Raw genomic sequence first — 17,104 nt, 5'->3', positions numbered from 1 at the left:
CGATGGGGCTTTCCTGGAAAAGGCCCCATCGCGACTGACGTCGCTCCTACGGAGTTCAAGACTCAGCGGGCGCGGTAGTCCGAGTAGGACTTCTCTTCCACGTAACCCGAGCCCAGCGCGAGGTTGATCGCCTTCTTGATCCGCGCGCGCTCGTCGTTCTGGAAGTAGACACTGCGCGCCAGCTCGACGAAACCGGCGTCGAAGGCCTGGGCCTTGTCCTTGAGGCGGATGTCGTCCTCGATGTCCCACAGCCGCTCGTTCACCGCCTTCAGCTCGGCGCGCAGGCCATCGATTTCCCGCGCCGCGGCCGGGTGCGCGCTCCAGGTGCGCTCCAGCGCGGCCAGTTCGTTGCGCACGTTCGCCAGCTTGGCCGCATCGCTCATCCGCTCGGACTTGATCTGCAGGATCGAGATCTTGTCGAGTAGTTCGCCGAAGGAGACGGGCACCAGGATTTCGGACATGACGGACACCAGGGGAACGAGGGGAGCAGTGTAGCGGCCGGGGCCGAAGGCCGGCACGGCAGCGCTGCGTGCGGCCCATGAGCCCGGAAACGAAAACGGCCCCGTCGGGGCCGTTTTCAAATCTGGCGGGAAGGGGGGGATTCGAACCCCCGATGCGCTATAAACGCATGCCTGATTTCGAGTCAGGTACATTCAACCACTCTGCCACCTTCCCGGTGGTTCCCGGCGTACCGGGCTGCGAATGATACGGGGCCTTGGCTGCGCGGACAAGCTGTTTTTGCAGCGTACCGGCCTGCCTGCTTCCCGCTCCCCCCACCCTGCCCCCGATCGGCCTTCCCGACGGGCACGACGCCGGCTCTTGCCGTGCACCTGCGTGAACGCGATCATGAAAAACCTTTCCGCTGGAAACGGCCCCCTGCGGGCACCCATGATCGAATTCGGACACCTCAGCCATGTCGGCCTGCGCCGCCAGCTCAACGAGGACACCTATTACGGTGACGGCGAGTTGGGACTGTGGCTGATCGCCGACGGCATGGGCGGCCATGCCTGCGGCGAGGTCGCCAGCGCGCTGGCGCGCGAAACCATCGTCCGCGAGATCCGCAACGGCACCGCGCTGCCACAGGCCATCCGCATCGCCGACGAGGAGATCATCCGTGCCTCGCGCCGGCGCAACGACAGCCTGCCGATGGGCACCACGGTGGTCGCCGCGCGCGTGCAGGGCAACCGCTTCGAGGTGGCCTGGGTCGGCGACAGCCGCGCCTACCTGTGGCGCGACGGCAAGCTGGCCCAGCTCAGCCAGGACCACAGTTATGTGCAGGAACTGATCGCCCAGGGCTCGCTGACCGCCGAGCAGGCCCGCGCCCACCCACACCGCAACGTCGTCACCCAGGCGCTCGGCGTGACCGACCCGGCCCATCTCAACGTGGCCACCATGACCGGCGAACTGCGCCCGGGCATGCAGCTGCTGCTATGCAGCGACGGCCTGACCGAGGAAGTGAACGACCACAGCCTGGCGCAGACGCTGGCGCAGGCCGACAGCAGCGCGCAGGAATGCGTGGATACGCTGGTGGCCGCAGCGCTGGATGGCGGCGGTTCGGACAACATCACCGCCATCCTGGTCCGCTGCCACTGAGCGCGGCGCGCGGATAGACAGCCGGCTGCCGCGGGCATCCCATACCGCGCGTGATACCGGCCGGCGGCCGACGCTCCTCCCCGCTTTACGCGCCGACCACTTCTTCAGGCTTCGCGCCATCCCACCAGGCATGGCCGGCCTTCTTGCGCAGGCGTTCCAGGCGCGCCTCGTGCGCCTGCAGCTCCGATGCGGTGGTCACCACCCGCGGACGCGGCAGCAGGACCGCGGCATCGAAGGCCTGCACCATGCCGGCAGCGCCCGCGGCCTCGGCCTCCGGGAGCCCGAAGCCGATTTCCTCCTGCCCCGAGGTCAGTGCGATGTAAACATCGGCCAGGATCTGCGCATCGAGCAGGCCGCCGTGCAGGTGGCGATGCGAATTGTCCACGCCCAGCCGCCTGCACAGTGCGTCCAGCGAGTTGCGCTGCCCGGGGAAACGCTCGCGCGCCATTGCCAGCGTATCGGTCACCGTCACCCGCTCGCCCAGCCGCCCACGCCCCAAGAGCTGCATCTCGTTTTCGAGGAAGCCCATGTCGAAGGCGGCGTTGTGGATGATCAGCTCGGCGCCGTCCACGTAGGCCAGGAACTCGTCGACGACCTCCTCGAAAAGCGGCTTGTCGGCCAGGAACTCCAGGCTCAGACCGGTGACTTCCTGCGCCCCCGCCTCGAATTCGCAGTCAGGCTTGAGATAGCGGTGGAAGTTGTTGCCGCTGGGACGGCGTTCGAGCAGTTCGACGCAGCCGATTTCGACCACGCGGTTGCCCTTCTTCCATTCCAGGCCGGTGGTTTCGGTATCAAGGACGATCTGGCGCATGGCTGCCTCAGTTGCTAGCGGCGCCGTCGCGCACGCGGATTGCCGCATCGCGGGCCAACTGGTCCACGCGTTCGTTGTCGGGGTCACCATTGTGCCCCTTCACCCAGCGCCATTCGATCTGGTGGCGCCCGGTGGCGGCATGCAGGCGTTCCCACAGGTCGCGGTTCTTCACCGGGTCGCCGCCGGCGGTCTTCCAGTTGCGCCGTACCCAACCGGACATCCACTCGGTGATGCCCTGGCGCACGTACTGCGAATCGGTCTGCAGCATGATCTCGCAGGGTTCGCTGAGCGCTTCCAGCCCGGCAATAGCCGCCATCAATTCCATCCGGTTGTTGGTGGTATGGACCTCGCCACCGGACAGTTCGCGCTCATGCGCCTTGTAGCGCAGCAACGCCGCCCAGCCGCCCGGCCCCGGGTTGCCGAGGCAGGCGCCGTCGGTATGTATTTCAATCGATTTCATGTCGTTCCGTTGAATGAAGCGTCAGGTCGCCAGCGGCCCGCGCCAGCCCACCGGCCGCACGGGTTCCGGGCCGATGAAGGCCGCGGCACGCTTCTCGAATTCCAGCACGCAGACCGCGCGCAATCCCGGCAATGCCTTGCCGCCGGCCCGCCCTGATTCGCTCCACAACGGCCCGAAGTGGCGTATCGAGCGGACCCGCAGCCCCTCACGCTGCAGCCGGAGCTGGCAATGCGTGGCCGACGGCGGCCGCGCGCCCTGCCATTGCCAGCGCGCGCGATAGGGACTGTAGCGGTTGAGCAGGGTCATCCAGAGCCTGCCACCGGGCATCAGCACGCGCGCGACCTCGGACAACAGCGGCTCCAGCTCCAGCGTGGCGACGTGCTGCAGGACGATGGCGTTGACCGCCTCCGAAGGCAGCGGCAGCGGCAAGGCACAGCACACGTCCCCTCCCCAGCCACGCCCGTCGGCGGCCCGGTGCAACCGCACTCCACGCCCATTGGGCGCTTCTTCCGGCAGCCAGGTCGCGCAGGGAGCAAGCCACAACCAGGGCTGCGCAGGGAAACTCCGCACCTGATCGAGCAGATGGCGCTGCTCCGCTGCCCGCATCGCCCCCACTCCAGCCTTCTCAAACCAGGCCGAGACTGCAGCTTGACGGGGGAACGGGGCGGCAGGCATGGTCCAATTCTATGCGACTGATCGCCCTGCCTGCATTCCAGGACAACTACATCTGGGCGCTGCAGGCGCCCGATGGAAGCACCTTGTTCGTCGATCCGGGCCAGGCGCAACCAGTGCTCGACGCGGCCGCGCAGGGCATGCAGCCGGCGGCGATCCTGCTCACCCATCACCATGACGACCACATCGGCGGCGTGGCGGAACTGCGGGAAAGCTGGCCCGCCCTGCCAGTCTTCGCCCCGGAAGATGAACGAATTCACCTGGAATGTGAAAGGGTCGGCGAAGGCGACCGGGTACAATCGGCCGGCTTCGATTTCACCGTGCTGTCCGTTCCCGGCCACACCCGAAGCCATATCGCCTTCCATGGCCACGGTCATCTGTTCTGTGGCGACACGTTGTTCAGCCTGGGCTGTGGACGCATGTTCGAAGGTACGCCCGCCCGGATGCTGGCCTCGCTGGAGCGGTTGGCAGCTTTGCCGGCGCAGACGCGGGTCTGTTGCGGGCATGAGTACACGCTGGGCAATGCCGTGTTCGCGCGGCATGTCGATCCCACCAACGCGGCATTGCACCGCCGCCAACAGGAAGCCATGGACATGCGCAGCCGTTCCCGCCCGACCGTCCCCTCGCTGCTGTCCAGCGAACTGGAATGCAATCCCTTCCTGCGCACGCATGCCGAACCCGTGCGCCAGGCCGTTGCCGCGCGGCTGGGCCGCGCGCCGATGGACGCAGCGGAAGTGTTCGCCGAATTACGGCGCTGGAAAGACGGTTTCCGCGCGTGAAGCGGCGCGGCCTGTCATTGGCGCTGGGGCTGCTGCTCGGCGCCGGTGCCGGCGTCACCGCCGGCGCACAGTCGCTGCCGGCCAGCGCCGGCCTGACCCAGAACATCGCTTCGCTCGCGGCCCTGCCGACCGATCCGGCCATGCTGCCGGCGCCGCTTACCCGCAACGGCCACCAGATATTCACCAGCTTCCGCGAGGGACTGGCCGTGGCGCAATGCGATGCGGACGCGACCAGCCCGCGCTGGCGCAAGCAGTTCGCGCATGCGCCCTCGCGGCTGGGCAATGTCGAGGACGACGCCCTGCCGCTGTTCGGCTACGTGGTGGACGAACTGCGTGGCGCCGGCCTGCCCACCGAATTCGCGCTGATTCCCTTCGTGGAAAGCGGCTATCGTCCCGGCGCGCGCAATGCCAGCGGCCCTGCCGGGTTGTGGCAGTTCATCGCCACCACCGCACGCAACCATCGGGTACCGATGGAGAGCGGCTACGACGGCCGGCTTTCGGCGGTGGATTCGACCCGGGCCGCGGTGCGCTACCTGAAAACGCTGTATGGCATGTTCGGCGGCGACTGGCAGCTGGCGGTCATGGCCTACAACGCGGGGGAATACCGCGTCCTCCAGGCCCTGCGCCGTGGCGGCATGAATGCGCAGAACGCGCGCCCGGCCGAACTGCCGGGCCTGTCCCCGATCACCCACGCCTATGTGGAGAAACTGCACGCCCTGGCCTGCGTGCTTGAGCAGGCGGAGAAGGAGCCGGACCTGATGGCGGCCCTCGACCGCCCGGTACCGGTCCTGCGCGGGCACGCGCTGCCCGCCGGCACCACTCTGGCCGACTGGTCGGCCAGCAATGCGCTGGACCCGGCGCGCGTCGCCCGGCTCAACCCCGCCGTCACCGGCAAGCGCGCCGGCACGCGGGTGCTGGCGCCGGCCCTGCCGGATACGGGCATGGACACCCAAAGCATGGCCATGGCGACCTCCGCCAGCGTGCCCGCACTCCCCGCCCCCGCCGCGATCGATGTCGCCACCACTACCGTGGCGGCCTTGGGCGCCGGTAGCAGCGGGCGCCGCCACACGGTCCGCAGCGGCGAATCGGCCTGGTCGATCGCGCGCCGTTACGGCATTCCGGTCAAGACCCTGCTTTCCCGCAACAACCTGGACGCCAACGCGGTCCTCAAGCCCGGCATGGTGCTGCGCTACGAAGAAAGCCGCTGACGCGGCTTCGGCTCTCCAGGCGCCAGAAACAGGAAAGCCCGGCTGCAAACCGGGCTTTCTGCTTCATGGAAACCGGGGATTCCTCAGGGAATGCCCCGGTTCGGTCTGCGTTTCAGAGCTGGGATTCCTGCACCTGCACCTTGAAGCGCTTGCGCAGGCCGTCCACGAAGGCCTTGGCCGCCGCCGCGCCGTCGATCTGGCTCAGCTGCTGCTTCAGCATCGCCAGCTGCGGCTCCGGCACTTCCTTCAGATCGCCCGGGGTGACCTTGGTCACCGCGAACACCGCGTAGCGGCCGCCATCCAGCTCCACCTTGCCATAGCTCGGCTTGTCGCCGGCCGGCGGCGCCACGCTGAACACGGCCCGATTGGCAGCGGCGGTCGGCATCGGCGCGGTGCGCGGCAGGCCCGGCATCGGCATCAGCTGCAGCTTCTCGCCCTCGGCCAGCGCCTGCAGCGTCTGGCCGCCCTGCAGCTTGGCCAGCAGCGCATCGGCGGCCTTCTTCGCCGCTTCCTCGGCGCGATGCGCATGCACCGCGGCGATCACCTTCTCGCGCGCCTGCGCCAGCGGGATGGCCTGCTCCGGCGTATGCGCGGTCACCCGGATCATCACGTTGTGGTTCGGGCCCAGTTCGATCGGGTCGCTGACCGTGCCGTCTTCCTTCAGCGCATCGGAGAAGGCCGCGCGCAACACCGCAGGATTGGCGGCGATGCCGCTGGCGGTGGTGTGGGTGAACGGCCCCAGCGTCTGCACCGGCAGCCCCACTTCCTTGGCCGCCGAATCCAGCACGGTCGGATTCTTGTAGACCTGGTCCACCAGGCGGCCGCTCAGGTCGTTGAACGCACGCTCGTTGTCGGCCTGCATCTGCTCGGCCGCGAGCTGGTCGCGCACTTCTTCGAACGGACGGCCTTCGCCGCCCTTGACCTCACGCAGCTTCAGCACGTGATAGCCGAACTCGGTCTTCACCGGACCGCTGACCTGGCCCGGCTGCATGGCGAACAGCGCATCCTCGAACGGCTTCACCATCACGCCATGCTCGACCCAACCCAGGTCGCCGCCTTCGGCCTTGGAACCCGGATCGTCCGAGTTGGCCTTTGCCAGCGCGGCGAAGTCGGCACCCGGCTGCTTGGCTTCTTCGGCCAGCTTGGCGGCCTTGGCTTCGGCGGCCTTCTGCGAGGCGGCATCACTGCCGGCGCTGATCAGGATGTGCGAGGCCAGGCGCTGTTCCGGGGCCACGAAGCGCGCCTTCTCTTCTTCATAGCGACGGCGCAGCGCCGCCTCGTCCGCAGGCGCGGCCGCCGGCATGTGCGCCGCATCCAGCTCGACGTACTCGATGGACACGCTTTCCGGCTGCAGGAAGTCGCGCGCATGCGCGTCGTACCACTGCTTGATCTGCGCGTCGTCCACCGCCGAGGTGTCTGCCTCCGGCGCCGGCAGCATCGCGAACTCCACGTCGCGCGTCTCGCCCAGCAGTTTCAGCAGCCGCTCGCTTTCGCCCTTGGTGGCGAAGCCCGACTGCGCCAGCGCGGTCGGGATGATCGACTGCTGCAGGCTGGTGCGGACCACCTGGTCGAACATCGCCGGGGTGCGCGGTGGCTGGCTCTGCGCCAGCACCAGGCGGTACTGCTCCGGATCGAACTTGCCGTCGCGCTGGAATGCCGGGATGCTGGCGATGTAGCTGCGCACGGCCGCGTCGCCGATCACGATGCGTGCATCGTCGGCCGCCAGGCGGACCACCTGCTCGTCGATCATCTGGTCGAGCACGGCCAGCTTGTTCTCGACCGTCTCGAAATGGCGCGGATCGAAGTTGTCGCCCTGCTGCTCGCGGGCTTCCATGCGCGCCTGTTCGAAGCGCGTACGGAACTCCTCGACGCTGATCTCATGGTGGTTCCACAGGAACGACATCGGCCACCACGACGGCGCCGAACGCCACCACGACGGCGGTGCGGACACCTTGGCGACGTTCTGCGCGCCGACACCGCCGAGATAGCTGTTGTCGATCACGAACAGGAACGGAATCATCAGCAGCCCCAGGATCACGGTCACGATCCAGCCCGAGGTCTTGTCGCGGAGTTTCTGCAGCATGGGAAAAATCAAGGCCTGATTGGCGAGCCGGGCAGTGTAACCCGCTTCCCGCCTGACTCCCAGCCGGCCCGGCCGCACGCCGGTCCCGGCGGAAACCTCCCGCAGTGCCGGTGCCATCCCGGATCCGCCCGGCCATTGCCCGGGCAGCGGGTAAGAAACGCCGGGAGCGGCTTTTGCAATCGCCCGCCGATGGCCCGAGCGATCCCTCATGGCGGGCGGGAATAAAAAAACCCCGGGCTTCTGGCCCGGGGCTTGGAATCAATGGCGGAGCGGACGGGACTCGAACCCGCGACCTCCGGCGTGACAGGCCAGCATTCTAACCAGCTGAACTACCGCTCCGCATATTGAAACTGTTACCGATCGACATCGCGACCGGGTGCCACTGCATGCAGTGGCGGATGGAACTGGCGGAGCGGACGGGACTCGAACCCGCGACCTCCGGCGTGACAGGCCAGCATTCTAACCAGCTGAACTACCGCTCCGCACTTGATTGTTCGCCTTCGCCTCCACCCGGAGGGGTGGAGAGAAAGCAAGGCCCCCGATCGCTCAGGGGCCTTCTTGAAACTGGCGGAGCGGACGGGACTCGAACCCGCGACCTCCGGCGTGACAGGCCAGCATTCTAACCAGCTGAACTACCGCTCCACTTTCAATACTGCTCGACGGTGCTTTTACGTGGTGGGTGCTGAGGGTTTCGAACCCCCGACCCTCTCCTTGTAAGGGAGACGCTCTACCACTGAGCTAAGCACCCCCGGTGAGCCGCTTAGTTTACAGCGTCCTTCAGGGCTTTACCAGCCTTGAAGGCAGGATTTTTCGAAGCAGCGATCTTGATGGTGTCGCCGGTCTTCGGGTTGCGGCCGGTGCGCTCGGCGCGCTCGCGGACCTGGAAGGTGCCGAAGCCGACCAGCGTCACGGCGTCGCCCTTCTTCAGCGCCTTGGTGATCTCGGCGACGACGGCATCGACCGCACGGCCGGCCTCGGCCTTGGACAGGTCAGCAGCAGCGGCAACGCCATCGATCAATTCGGTCTTGTTCATTATGTAAAACTCCCTATGCGGCAACCCGCGGAATAGATTGGGTTGGTCGTCGCCCGTTACAGCAGCGGCGGCAACCGTAAGATCCTGCAAACACATCGCCCGCTCGTCGAGCGGGCGCGTGAGTCGCACTTTTATACCAGCGCCCCCCTACCCACGCAAGCCGAAAAGCCAATAACGACGCGGGTTTCAAGGGATTTTGCGTTCATCATCAATGCTTGACGCGCGCCGCCGGAGCTGCCTTCGGCCGGCCCCGCACCGCGACACGCTGGCCGCTCTTCCTGGCCTTCTTCGGGGCCAGCGGCGCCTCCAGCGCGATGTCCAGCACCTCGTCGATCCACTTCACCGGAATGATGTCCAGGTCGCGGGTCACGTTGGCCGGGATGTCGGCCAGGTCCTTGCGGTTCTCTTCCGGGATGATCACGGTACGGATACCGCCACGCAGCGCGGCGAGCAGCTTTTCCTTCAGGCCGCCGATCGCGGTGACGCGACCGCGCAGGGTGATCTCGCCGGTCATCGCGACGTCCGCCTTCACCGGCACCTTGGTCAGCGTGGACACCAGCGAGGTGACCATGGCGATGCCGGCGCTGGGGCCGTCCTTCGGCGTAGCCCCGTCGGGCACGTGCAGGTGGACATCGTGCTTCTGCAGGAAGTCCACGTCGATGCCCAGCGTCTGCGCGCGCGCGCGCACTACCGACAGCGCCGCCGTCGCCGACTCCTTCATCACGTTGCCCAGCTGGCCGGTCAGCGTCACCGCACCCTTGCCCGGGATCAGCGTCGATTCGATCTGCAGCAGATCGCCGCCGACTTCGGTCCAGGCCAGGCCGGTGACCAGGCCGATCTCGTTCTCCTCCTCGGCACGGCCGAAGTCGAAGCGACGCACGCCCAGGTACCTGTCCAGGGTCGCCGCGTCGACCACCACCAGCGCCTTGGGCTTCTTCGCGTTCTTCCTGGTCGCCTTCTTGGCCGGCTGCGGGCCGGCCAGCGCGATTTCCTTGACCACCTTGCGGCAGATCTTGGCGACTTCGCGCTCGAGGTTGCGCACGCCCGACTCGCGCGTGTAGTAGCGCACGATGTCGCGGATGGCGCCCTCCTCGATGGCCAGTTCCTCAACCTTCAGGCCATTGGCCTTGAGCTGCTTGGGCACCAGGTAGCGGGTGGCGATGTTGAGCTTCTCGTCCTCGGTATACCCGGGGATGCGGATCACTTCCATGCGGTCCAGCAGCGGGCCCGGGATGTTGAGCGAGTTCGAGGTCGCCACGAACATCACTTCGCTCAGATCCAGGTCCACTTCCAGATAGTGGTCGTTGAACGCGTTGTTCTGCTCGGGGTCGAGCACTTCCAACAGCGCAGACGACGGGTCGCCGCGGAAGTCCATCGACATCTTGTCGATCTCGTCGAGCACGAACAGCGGGTTCTTGCTGCCGACCTTGTTGAGGTTCTGCACGATGCGGCCCGGCATCGAGCCGACGTAGGTGCGGCGATGGCCGCGGATCTCGGCCTCGTCGCGCACGCCGCCCAGGCTCATGCGCACGAACTTGCGGTTGGTCGCCTTGGCGATGGACTGGCCCAGCGAGGTCTTGCCCACGCCCGGCGGCCCGACCAGGCACAGGATCGGCCCCTTCATCTGCTTCACCCGCGACTGCACGGCAAGGTATTCGAGGATGCGGTCCTTGACCTTGTCCAGGCCGTAGTGATCGGCATCGAGCGTGTCCTGGGCGACCTTCAGGTCCTTGCGGACCTTGGTGCGCTTTTTCCACGGCACGCCCAGCAGCCACTCCAGATAGTTGCGCACGACCGCCGCTTCGGCCGACATCGGTGACATCTGCTTGAGCTTGTTGAGTTCGTTCCTGGCCTTGGTTTCGACCGCCTTCGGCATGCCGGCCTCGGCGATCTTGCGGGCAAGCTCGTCCAGTTCGCCCGGCGCGTCGTCCAGGTCGCCCAGCTCCTTCTGGATGGCCTTCATCTGTTCGTTGAGGTAGTACTCGCGCTGGCTCTTCTCCATCTGCGACTTGACGCGGCCGCGGATGCGCTTTTCCAGCTGCTGCACGTCGATCTCGCCATCGACCAGGCCGACCAGCATTTCCAGGCGGTTGCCGATCTGCAGCGTTTCAAGCAGCTTCTGCTTGTCGGCCAGGCGCACGCCGATGTGGGCCGCGATGGTGTCGGCCAGCCTCGACGGCTCCTCGATGCCGTTCAGGGTCTGCAGCAGTTCCGGCGGCAGCTTGCGGTTGGTCTTGACGTACTGTTCGAACAGCGACATCAGCGAACGTGCGATCGCCTCGATCTCGCGCGGCTCGCGCGATTCATCCGATTCCAGTTCCGTGCCGGCACCCTGCAGCGCACCGTCCTGCTCGCGGATCTTGTCAACGGCCACGCGCGCCAGGCCCTCGACCAGCACCTTGATGGTGCCGTCCGGCAGCTTCAGCAGCTGCAGCACCTGCGCCAGCGTGCCGACGGTGTACAGGTCGGCAGCGGCGGGGTCGTCCGTCTCGGCCGACTTCTGCGCGACCAGAAGGATGCGCTTGTCCGCCTCCATCGCCCGCTCCAGCGCCTGCATGGACTTGTCGCGCCCGACGAACAGCGGAATGACCATGTGCGGAAACACCACCACGTCGCGCAGCGGCAGGACCGGCAGGTCGAGGACTTCGGTTTGGGACTTGGCCATGGGGGGCTCCACTTGGATTCGGGGGCGGCCATGAAAAAAGCCGATGGCCCCGTTATGGGGCCATCGGCGGGGTGATGCAAGTGGGGTCGAGGGCGAGGCCTGAACCGGGCTTCACAGGCCCTCGACAGGGCACTCCGTGCCGCCCGTTCAGTCGCCCGACGCGGCCTTGGCCGGTGGCGTCTGGTAGATCACGTAGGGCTCGGACTTGTGTTCGATGACCGATTCGTCGACCACCACCTTGCTCACGTTCTCCTGCGACGGCAGGTCGTACATGGTGTCCAGCAGCACCGACTCGACGATGGTGCGCAGGCCGCGCGCGCCGGTCTTGCGCTTGAGCGCCTTCTTGGCGATCGCCGACAGCGCGTCGGGACGGAACTCGAGCTCGACGTTCTCCATCTCGAACAGCTTCTTGAACTGCTTGGTGATGGCGTTCTTCGGCTCGGTCAGGATCTTGATCAACGCCGCCTCGTCCAGTTCCTCCAGCGTCGCCACCACCGGCAGGCGGCCGACGAACTCGGGGATCAGGCCGAACTTGATCAGGTCCTCCGGCTCGACCTCGGCCAGCACCTTGCCCACTTCCTGCTTGCGCTCGCTGCTCTTGACCTTGGCGCCGAAGCCGATGCCGCCGGCGTCGCTGGAGCGCGCCTGGATCACCTTGTCCAGCCCGGCGAACGCGCCGCCGCAGATGAACAGGATGTTCTTGGTGTCCACCTGCAGGAATTCCTGCTGCGGATGCTTGCGCCCGCCCTGCGGCGGCACGCTGGCCACGGTGCCCTCGATCAGCTTCAGCAGCGCCTGCTGCACGCCTTCGCCGGACACGTCGCGGGTGATCGACGGGTTCTCGCTCTTGCGCGAGATCTTGTCGATCTCGTCGATGTAGACGATGCCCTGCTGCGCCTTCTCGACATCGTAGTCGCACTTCTGCAGCAGCTTCTGGATGATGTTCTCCACGTCCTCGCCCACGTAACCGGCTTCGGTCAGCGTGGTGGCGTCGGCCATGGTGAACGGCACATTGAGCAGGCGCGCCAGCGTTTCGGCCAGCAGTGTCTTGCCCGAACCGGTCGGGCCGACCAGCAGGATGTTGGACTTGGACAGCTCGACGTCGTCGCTCTTCTGGCGGCTCTCGATGCGCTTGTAATGGTTGTACACGGCCACCGCCAGCGTGCGCTTGGCGCGGTTCTGGCCGATCACGTACTGGTCCAGGACCTCGAGGATCTCGCGCGGCTTGGGCAGCGAACTGCGCGCCGACTGCGCCTTTTCCTCGAGTTCCTCGCGGATGATGTCGTTGCACAGCTCCACGCATTCATCGCAGATGAACACGCTCGGACCCGCGATCAGCTTGCGTACTTCATGCTGACTCTTGCCGCAGAACGAGCAGTAAAGAATCTTGCCGCTGTCTCCGGAACGACCTTGCCGGTCTTCGCTCATGCTTCGCTTACCCAGTTGCTCCCCCCGTGAACAGGGGGTTCGATTTCGAGAATAGCACAGGGCCGGATGGACGCCAGTCCAGTTCCGACCCTGCAGAAAACACCGTGTTTTCGGCTACTTGTACCGGTCACGCCGGCTGGATCGACTCTTCCGATCGACGATCCACGACCTGGTCGACCAGGCCGTATTCCTTCGCCGCTTCCGCGCTCAGGAAACGGTCGCGCTCCATGTCGCGCTCGATCCGTTCCAGCGGCTGCCCGGTGTGCTGGGCATACAGCCCATTCAGGCGCTGGCGCAGGTAGAGGATTTCCTTCGCATGGATTTCGATGTCGGTCGCCTGCCCCTGCGCGCCACCGGACGGCTGGTGGATCATCACCCGCGAGTTGGGCAGCGCGAAACGCTTGCCCTTGGCGCCGGCCATCAGCAGGAACGACCCCATGCTGCAGGCCTGGCCAGTGCACATGGTGCTGACGTCGGGCTTGATGAACTGCATCGTGTCGTAGATCGCCAGACCCGCCGTCACCACGCCGCCAGGCGAGTTGATGTACAGGTGGATGTCCTTTTCGGGGTTCTCCGCCTCGAGGAACAGCATCTGCGCGACCACCAGATTGGCGACGTGGTCGTCGATCGGGCCGACCAGGAAGATGATCCGTTCCTTGAGCAGGCGCGAATAGATGTCGTAGGCGCGCTCGCCGCGGCTGGTCTGTTCGACCACCATCGGAACCATGTTCAAGGCTGTGGTTCGGTTGTCCATGTGAGGCACCTGTATTTGACGGAAAACATCCCCGCGCCGGAGCGCGGGGCGGATGGAGCGGCCGCCTTACTGGCGGATCGCTTCCTGGAACGACAGCGCCTGCTCGGTGTGCTGGGCACGCTCGGCGATCCAGTCGATGACCTGCTCTTCCATCACGCGGTTCTGCAGGCTACCCATCAGCTGGGGGTCGTTGCGGTACATCTCAATGACCTGCTCCGGCTCTTCGTAGGTCGAGGCGATCAGGCGCATGGTTTCGTTCAGGCGCTTGGGATCCAGGCGCAGGTCGTTCCGGCGGGCAACCTCGCCGACCAGCAGGCCGACCAGCACGCGCTTGGAGGCGGCATCCTTGAAGCCTTCGTGCGCATCGGCCGGCACATTGCCGGGATTGCCGCCCTGGCGGCGGATCGCGTCGATCTGCTGGGCCAGCATGGCGCGGGCTTCGCTCTCGACCAGGCGCGGCGGCAGTTCGACCGACGCATAGGCGGCGATCAGCTGCTCGCCCACTTCGCGGCGCAGGCGGTTCATCAGCGCGCCCTTGAGCTCACGCTCAAGGTTCGAACGGATGTCGGCGCGGAACTGCTCCAGACCGCCGTTCTTCACGCCGAAGCTCTTGATGAAGGCGGCGTCGACTTCCGGCACCACCGGCTCGGACACCTCGGTGGCCTTGACCGTGACCTTGACGTTCTTGCCGGCCAGCGCCGGCACGCGCCAGTCGGCCGGGAATTCGACGTCCAGCGCCTTCTCTTCGCCCTTGGCCAGGCCGACCAGACCCTTCTCGATCTGCTCGAACATCATGCCCTGGCCAACAATGATCGTGCCCTGCTCCACGCCTTCGGCCGGCAGGCGCTCGTCACCGGCCTGCGACCAGGTTTCCAGCGCGACCAGATCGCCTTCCTGCGCGCCGCGCGCGACCGCCTTCCAGCTGCGGCGCTGCTGGCGCAGGTTCTCGATCATCTGGTCGATGTCGGTGTCGGCGACTTCGGCGGCGTGGCGCACCACGGTCAGCTTGGTCACGTCGACATCACCGAAATCCGGCACCAGCTCGACGGTGGCGACGAAATCGAACTCGCCTTCGCCAGCCTTGTCGATGCGCGGGTTGCCGGCGATGCGCAGCTCATGCTCGCGCAGCGCGGCATCGAAGGTCTCGCGCAGCAGGCCGTCCATCGCTTCGGCGCGCACCTGCTGGCCGAAACGCTGCTCGACCACCTTGGCCGGCACCTTGCCCGGACGGAAGCCCTTGATGCGCACGGTGCGGGCGATCTCGCCGAGCCGGCCACTGATGTGGCTCTGCAGGCGCTCCTCCGGCAGGGAGAAGGTCAGGCGGCGTTCCAGGTTGCCGGTGGATTCGATCGAAGCTTGCATGTGGACTCCTGCCACCGGTGGCGCCCAGGCCCCGGTACGATGTGGAAGATGAACGGTTTCCGACGGACACGATTCCGCCGCAGCCCTGTAGTTTCGCCGATTCCGGCTGGCGCTTCCAGCCTGCCGCCGGACAGGCGCGCCCAAGGACCATCCGGCCGACTCACGGATGGTGCGAAAGGGGGGACTCGAACCCCCACGCCTTGCGGCACTGGAACCTAAATCCAGGGCGTCTACCAATTCCGCCACTTTCGCGTCCGGCCGGCATTGTTGCAGACCTGCGGGCAAAAAACTCCCGGAACAGCCCCCGGTCGCGCAAGCGTCGCCCGCGATACAACCCGCCCGGATGGTGGCGCCGGTTGCTGCACAGCGCGCCTGCAGACCCGGCCCGGCTCGCCTGCGAGGAGGCAAAGAAAAGGGCACCCGCCGCAGCGGATGCCCTTGTCTGGTGGGCTGTCAAGGATTCGAACCTTGGACCTATTGATTAAGAGTCAACTGCTCTACCAACTGAGCTAACAGCCCTGAAACAACGGTGCGCGTTACCACATGCGACACCGGACTCCTGCTGGAAAACGCAGGATCCTCACCTTGAGAGGAAAACAGCCACCCGGCGTACCAGGTGGCTGTTCTTATTGGTGGGCCGTCAAGGATTCGAACCTTGGACCAATTGATTAAGAGTCAACTGCTCTACCAACTGAGCTAACGGCCCTGAAAATCAGGGAGCGAATGTTACCCGCACCCTTCAGTTCTTTCAACCCCGGAATACATATTCCGGCGTCTTTGTTGTTCAGTGGGGTGGCTGAGGGGATTCGAACCCCCGACCACCGGAATCACAATCCGGTACTCTAACCAACTGAGCTACAGCCACCACTGAAAACCTGCAACCTACCGCTTGCGCCGATTGGCGCGCCCGACAGGAATCGAACCTGTAACCGCCGGCTTAGAAGGCCGGTGCTCTATCCAGTTGAGCTACGGGCGCTCTGACCGGATCGTCGCACTCCAACGCGCGCTGGTCGCATCGGATGGTCGGGGTAGAGGGATTCGAACCCCCGACATCCTGCTCCCAAAGCAGGCGCGCTACCAGACTGCGCTATACCCCGGCGGTGAATCTCCCGAGGTTCCCCCCGAAAGGTCGGCTATTGTCGGAACTGTGGAGCAGTCTGTCAACGGCGGATTTCATCGCGACGGCGGTTGGTTATGCTGCCGGCATTCCCGCCTCTCCAGGAGCCCCTCATGCGCAGCGGCAACCCCGCCCTCTCCGACTCCACCTTCCTCGACCTGGGCAGTGGCACCGTGGTCTCCCGCGGCGCCGATGCGATGACCCTCAACGGCACCGTCAACAAGACCGGCCTGCTGTTGCTGTTGGCCGTGCTGACCGCCGCCTTCGCATGGAACCACACCCTGACCGGCACCGGCGAACTCGCCAGCGGTGCGCGCCTGTACCTGTGGGGCGGCATGATCGGCGGCTTCGTGCTGGCGATGGTCACCGTCTTCAAGAAGACCTGGGCGCCGGTGAGCGCGCCGCTGTATGCCCTGGCCGAAGGCCTGTTCCTGGGCACGATCTCGGCGATCTACGAAGCGCGCTTCCACGGCATCGTGTTCCAGGCGGTACTGCTGACCTTCGGCACCCTGTTCGCACTGCTGTTCGCCTATCGCAGCGGGCTGATCAAGGCCACCGAAAACTTCAAGCTCGGCGTGGTGGCGGCTACCGGCGGCATCGCGCTGGTCTACCTGGCGACCATCGTGCTGGGCCTGTTCGGCGTGCGCATTCCCTTCATCCACGATTCCGGGCTGGTCGGCATCGGCTTCAGCCTGTTCGTGGTGGTGGTCGCCGCGTTGAACCTGGTGCTGGATTTCGACTTCATCGAGAGCGGCGTGGAAGCCGGCGCACCCAAGTACATGGAGTGGTACGGCGCGTTCGGACTGATGGTCACCCTGGTGTGGCTGTACATCGAGTTCCTGCGTTTGCTGTCCAAGCTGCAGTCGCGCAACTGAGGCTGTTGCCGGCGGCATGAAAAGGGCGCCTTTGTGAACCGAAGGCGCCCGTGCTGATTTGTAGTGCCGAGCCATGCTCGGTTGGGGCTTCCGCAAGGATCCAGCTTGCAGGAGCGGCATAAGCCGCGAAGTCGACGATCAATCCGACCCAACGCCGGCTGCGATTTCATTGCAGCCAGCTTTGCGGCTGACGCCCCCCCCCCTACAAGATGCCGATGGGCCGGTGCATTGTCGGCCATGCCCCTGCCGAGCATGGCTCGGCAC

General features: G+C 66.0%; 14 protein-coding genes and 11 tRNA genes. 4 read left to right on the top strand and 21 right to left on the bottom strand.

Translation table 11 applies throughout. The features are described 5' to 3' along the window. Positions 1-62: 62 nt before the first annotated feature. Both QMX80_RS13905 and QMX80_RS13900 read right to left on the bottom strand, forming a co-directional pair. The gene (locus tag QMX80_RS13905) at positions 63-461 is read right to left on the bottom strand and encodes a DUF6165 family protein (RefSeq protein ID WP_055767714.1); all 399 of its coding nucleotides are present in this window, start codon (positions 459-461) and stop codon (positions 63-65) included. Positions 462-584: 123 nt separating this feature from the next. Next, positions 585-675: transfer RNA gene (locus tag QMX80_RS13900), tRNA-Ser, on the bottom strand. Positions 676-888: 213 nt separating this feature from the next. Between QMX80_RS13900 and QMX80_RS13895 the strand changes: the two genes are divergently transcribed. Next, a complete protein-coding gene (locus QMX80_RS13895) occupies positions 889-1,593 on the top strand; it encodes a protein phosphatase 2C domain-containing protein (protein WP_055767711.1) in 705 nt (234 codons plus the stop codon). A gap of 85 nt (positions 1,594-1,678) precedes the next feature. Here the strand turns inward: QMX80_RS13895 and dnaQ are convergent, their stop codons facing one another. Genes dnaQ through QMX80_RS13880 form a run of 3 tightly spaced genes read right to left on the bottom strand, consistent with a single transcriptional unit; the run spans position 1,679 to position 3,293 of the window. After that, a complete protein-coding gene (dnaQ, locus tag QMX80_RS13890) occupies positions 1,679-2,404 on the bottom strand; it encodes a DNA polymerase III subunit epsilon (protein WP_055767708.1) in 726 nt (241 codons plus the stop codon). 7 nt (positions 2,405-2,411) lie between these two features. After that, complete coding sequence (gene rnhA, locus QMX80_RS13885; protein WP_055767704.1) at positions 2,412-2,864, bottom strand: ribonuclease HI; 453 nt, start codon at positions 2,862-2,864, stop codon at positions 2,412-2,414. A 21-nt stretch (positions 2,865-2,885) separates the two neighbouring features. Next, positions 2,886-3,293: a hypothetical protein gene (locus QMX80_RS13880; protein ID WP_235504273.1), complete on the bottom strand. Its 408-nt coding sequence runs from the start codon at positions 3,291-3,293 to the stop codon at positions 2,886-2,888. 257 nt (positions 3,294-3,550) lie between these two features. Between QMX80_RS13880 and gloB the strand changes: the two genes are divergently transcribed. Together gloB and QMX80_RS13870 are read left to right on the top strand one after the other, a co-directional pair. Then, positions 3,551-4,315 (top strand): hydroxyacylglutathione hydrolase, encoded by a 765-nt coding sequence (gloB, locus tag QMX80_RS13875; RefSeq protein WP_282277641.1) that lies wholly within the window; start codon positions 3,551-3,553, stop codon positions 4,313-4,315. Beyond that, on the top strand, positions 4,312-5,523 hold the full coding sequence (locus QMX80_RS13870; RefSeq protein ID WP_282277640.1) for a lytic transglycosylase domain-containing protein: 1,212 nt from the start codon (positions 4,312-4,314) through the stop codon (positions 5,521-5,523). Before gloB ends, QMX80_RS13870 begins: the two co-directional genes overlap by 4 nt. Before the next feature lie 112 nt (positions 5,524-5,635). On the opposite strand, the gene QMX80_RS13865 is transcribed toward QMX80_RS13870, so the two are convergent. The 16 genes from QMX80_RS13865 to QMX80_RS13790 form a co-directional block, all read right to left on the bottom strand. Continuing rightward, positions 5,636-7,606, bottom strand: coding sequence for a peptidyl-prolyl cis-trans isomerase (locus tag QMX80_RS13865; RefSeq protein ID WP_282277639.1), 1,971 nt, complete (start codon positions 7,604-7,606; stop codon positions 5,636-5,638). Between the two features lie 262 nt (positions 7,607-7,868). Next, a tRNA-Asp gene (locus QMX80_RS13860) sits at positions 7,869-7,945 on the bottom strand. A 66-nt stretch (positions 7,946-8,011) separates the two neighbouring features. Then, positions 8,012-8,088: transfer RNA gene (locus QMX80_RS13855), tRNA-Asp, on the bottom strand. An 83-nt stretch (positions 8,089-8,171) separates the two neighbouring features. Then, positions 8,172-8,248 (bottom strand) — tRNA-Asp (locus QMX80_RS13850). Between the two features lie 31 nt (positions 8,249-8,279). Then, positions 8,280-8,354, bottom strand: a tRNA-Val gene (locus tag QMX80_RS13845). A 12-nt stretch (positions 8,355-8,366) separates the two neighbouring features. Next, positions 8,367-8,639, bottom strand: coding sequence for an HU family DNA-binding protein (locus tag QMX80_RS13840; RefSeq protein ID WP_054663508.1), 273 nt, complete (start codon positions 8,637-8,639; stop codon positions 8,367-8,369). 208 nt (positions 8,640-8,847) lie between these two features. Further along, positions 8,848-11,304 (bottom strand): endopeptidase La, encoded by a 2,457-nt coding sequence (gene lon, locus QMX80_RS13835; protein ID WP_282277633.1) that lies wholly within the window; start codon positions 11,302-11,304, stop codon positions 8,848-8,850. Between the two features lie 147 nt (positions 11,305-11,451). After that, positions 11,452-12,732, bottom strand: a complete 1,281-nt coding sequence (clpX, locus tag QMX80_RS13830; protein WP_055767686.1) for an ATP-dependent Clp protease ATP-binding subunit ClpX — start codon at positions 12,730-12,732, stop codon at positions 11,452-11,454. A 127-nt stretch (positions 12,733-12,859) separates the two neighbouring features. Next, positions 12,860-13,486, bottom strand: a complete 627-nt coding sequence (clpP, locus tag QMX80_RS13825; RefSeq protein ID WP_055767683.1) for an ATP-dependent Clp endopeptidase proteolytic subunit ClpP — start codon at positions 13,484-13,486, stop codon at positions 12,860-12,862. A gap of 66 nt (positions 13,487-13,552) precedes the next feature. Beyond that, entirely contained in the window at positions 13,553-14,848 is a 1,296-nt protein-coding gene (gene tig / locus QMX80_RS13820) for a trigger factor (RefSeq protein ID WP_282277631.1), read from the bottom strand. A gap of 167 nt (positions 14,849-15,015) precedes the next feature. Further along, positions 15,016-15,100 (bottom strand) — tRNA-Leu (locus QMX80_RS13815). A 191-nt stretch (positions 15,101-15,291) separates the two neighbouring features. Next, positions 15,292-15,367 (bottom strand) — tRNA-Lys (locus tag QMX80_RS13810). A gap of 111 nt (positions 15,368-15,478) precedes the next feature. After that, positions 15,479-15,554, bottom strand: a tRNA-Lys gene (locus QMX80_RS13805). 82 nt (positions 15,555-15,636) lie between these two features. After that, positions 15,637-15,713: transfer RNA gene (locus QMX80_RS13800), tRNA-His, on the bottom strand. 34 nt (positions 15,714-15,747) lie between these two features. Then, positions 15,748-15,824, bottom strand: a tRNA-Arg gene (locus tag QMX80_RS13795). 44 nt (positions 15,825-15,868) lie between these two features. Further along, positions 15,869-15,945 (bottom strand) — tRNA-Pro (locus tag QMX80_RS13790). A 133-nt stretch (positions 15,946-16,078) separates the two neighbouring features. On the opposite strand from QMX80_RS13790, the gene QMX80_RS13785 reads away from it, so the two are divergent. Further along, on the top strand, positions 16,079-16,840 hold the full coding sequence (locus QMX80_RS13785) for a Bax inhibitor-1/YccA family protein (RefSeq protein WP_273080535.1): 762 nt from the start codon (positions 16,079-16,081) through the stop codon (positions 16,838-16,840). Positions 16,841-17,104: the final 264 nt, after the last annotated feature.

This window comes from Stenotrophomonas sp. PS02297 (genome assembly GCF_029959705.1).
Taxonomy (GTDB): domain Bacteria; phylum Pseudomonadota; class Gammaproteobacteria; order Xanthomonadales; family Xanthomonadaceae; genus Stenotrophomonas; species Stenotrophomonas nitritireducens.
The sequence above is the reverse complement of the archived record's forward strand: the minus strand, read 5'-3'. Positions and strand labels throughout refer to the sequence as shown.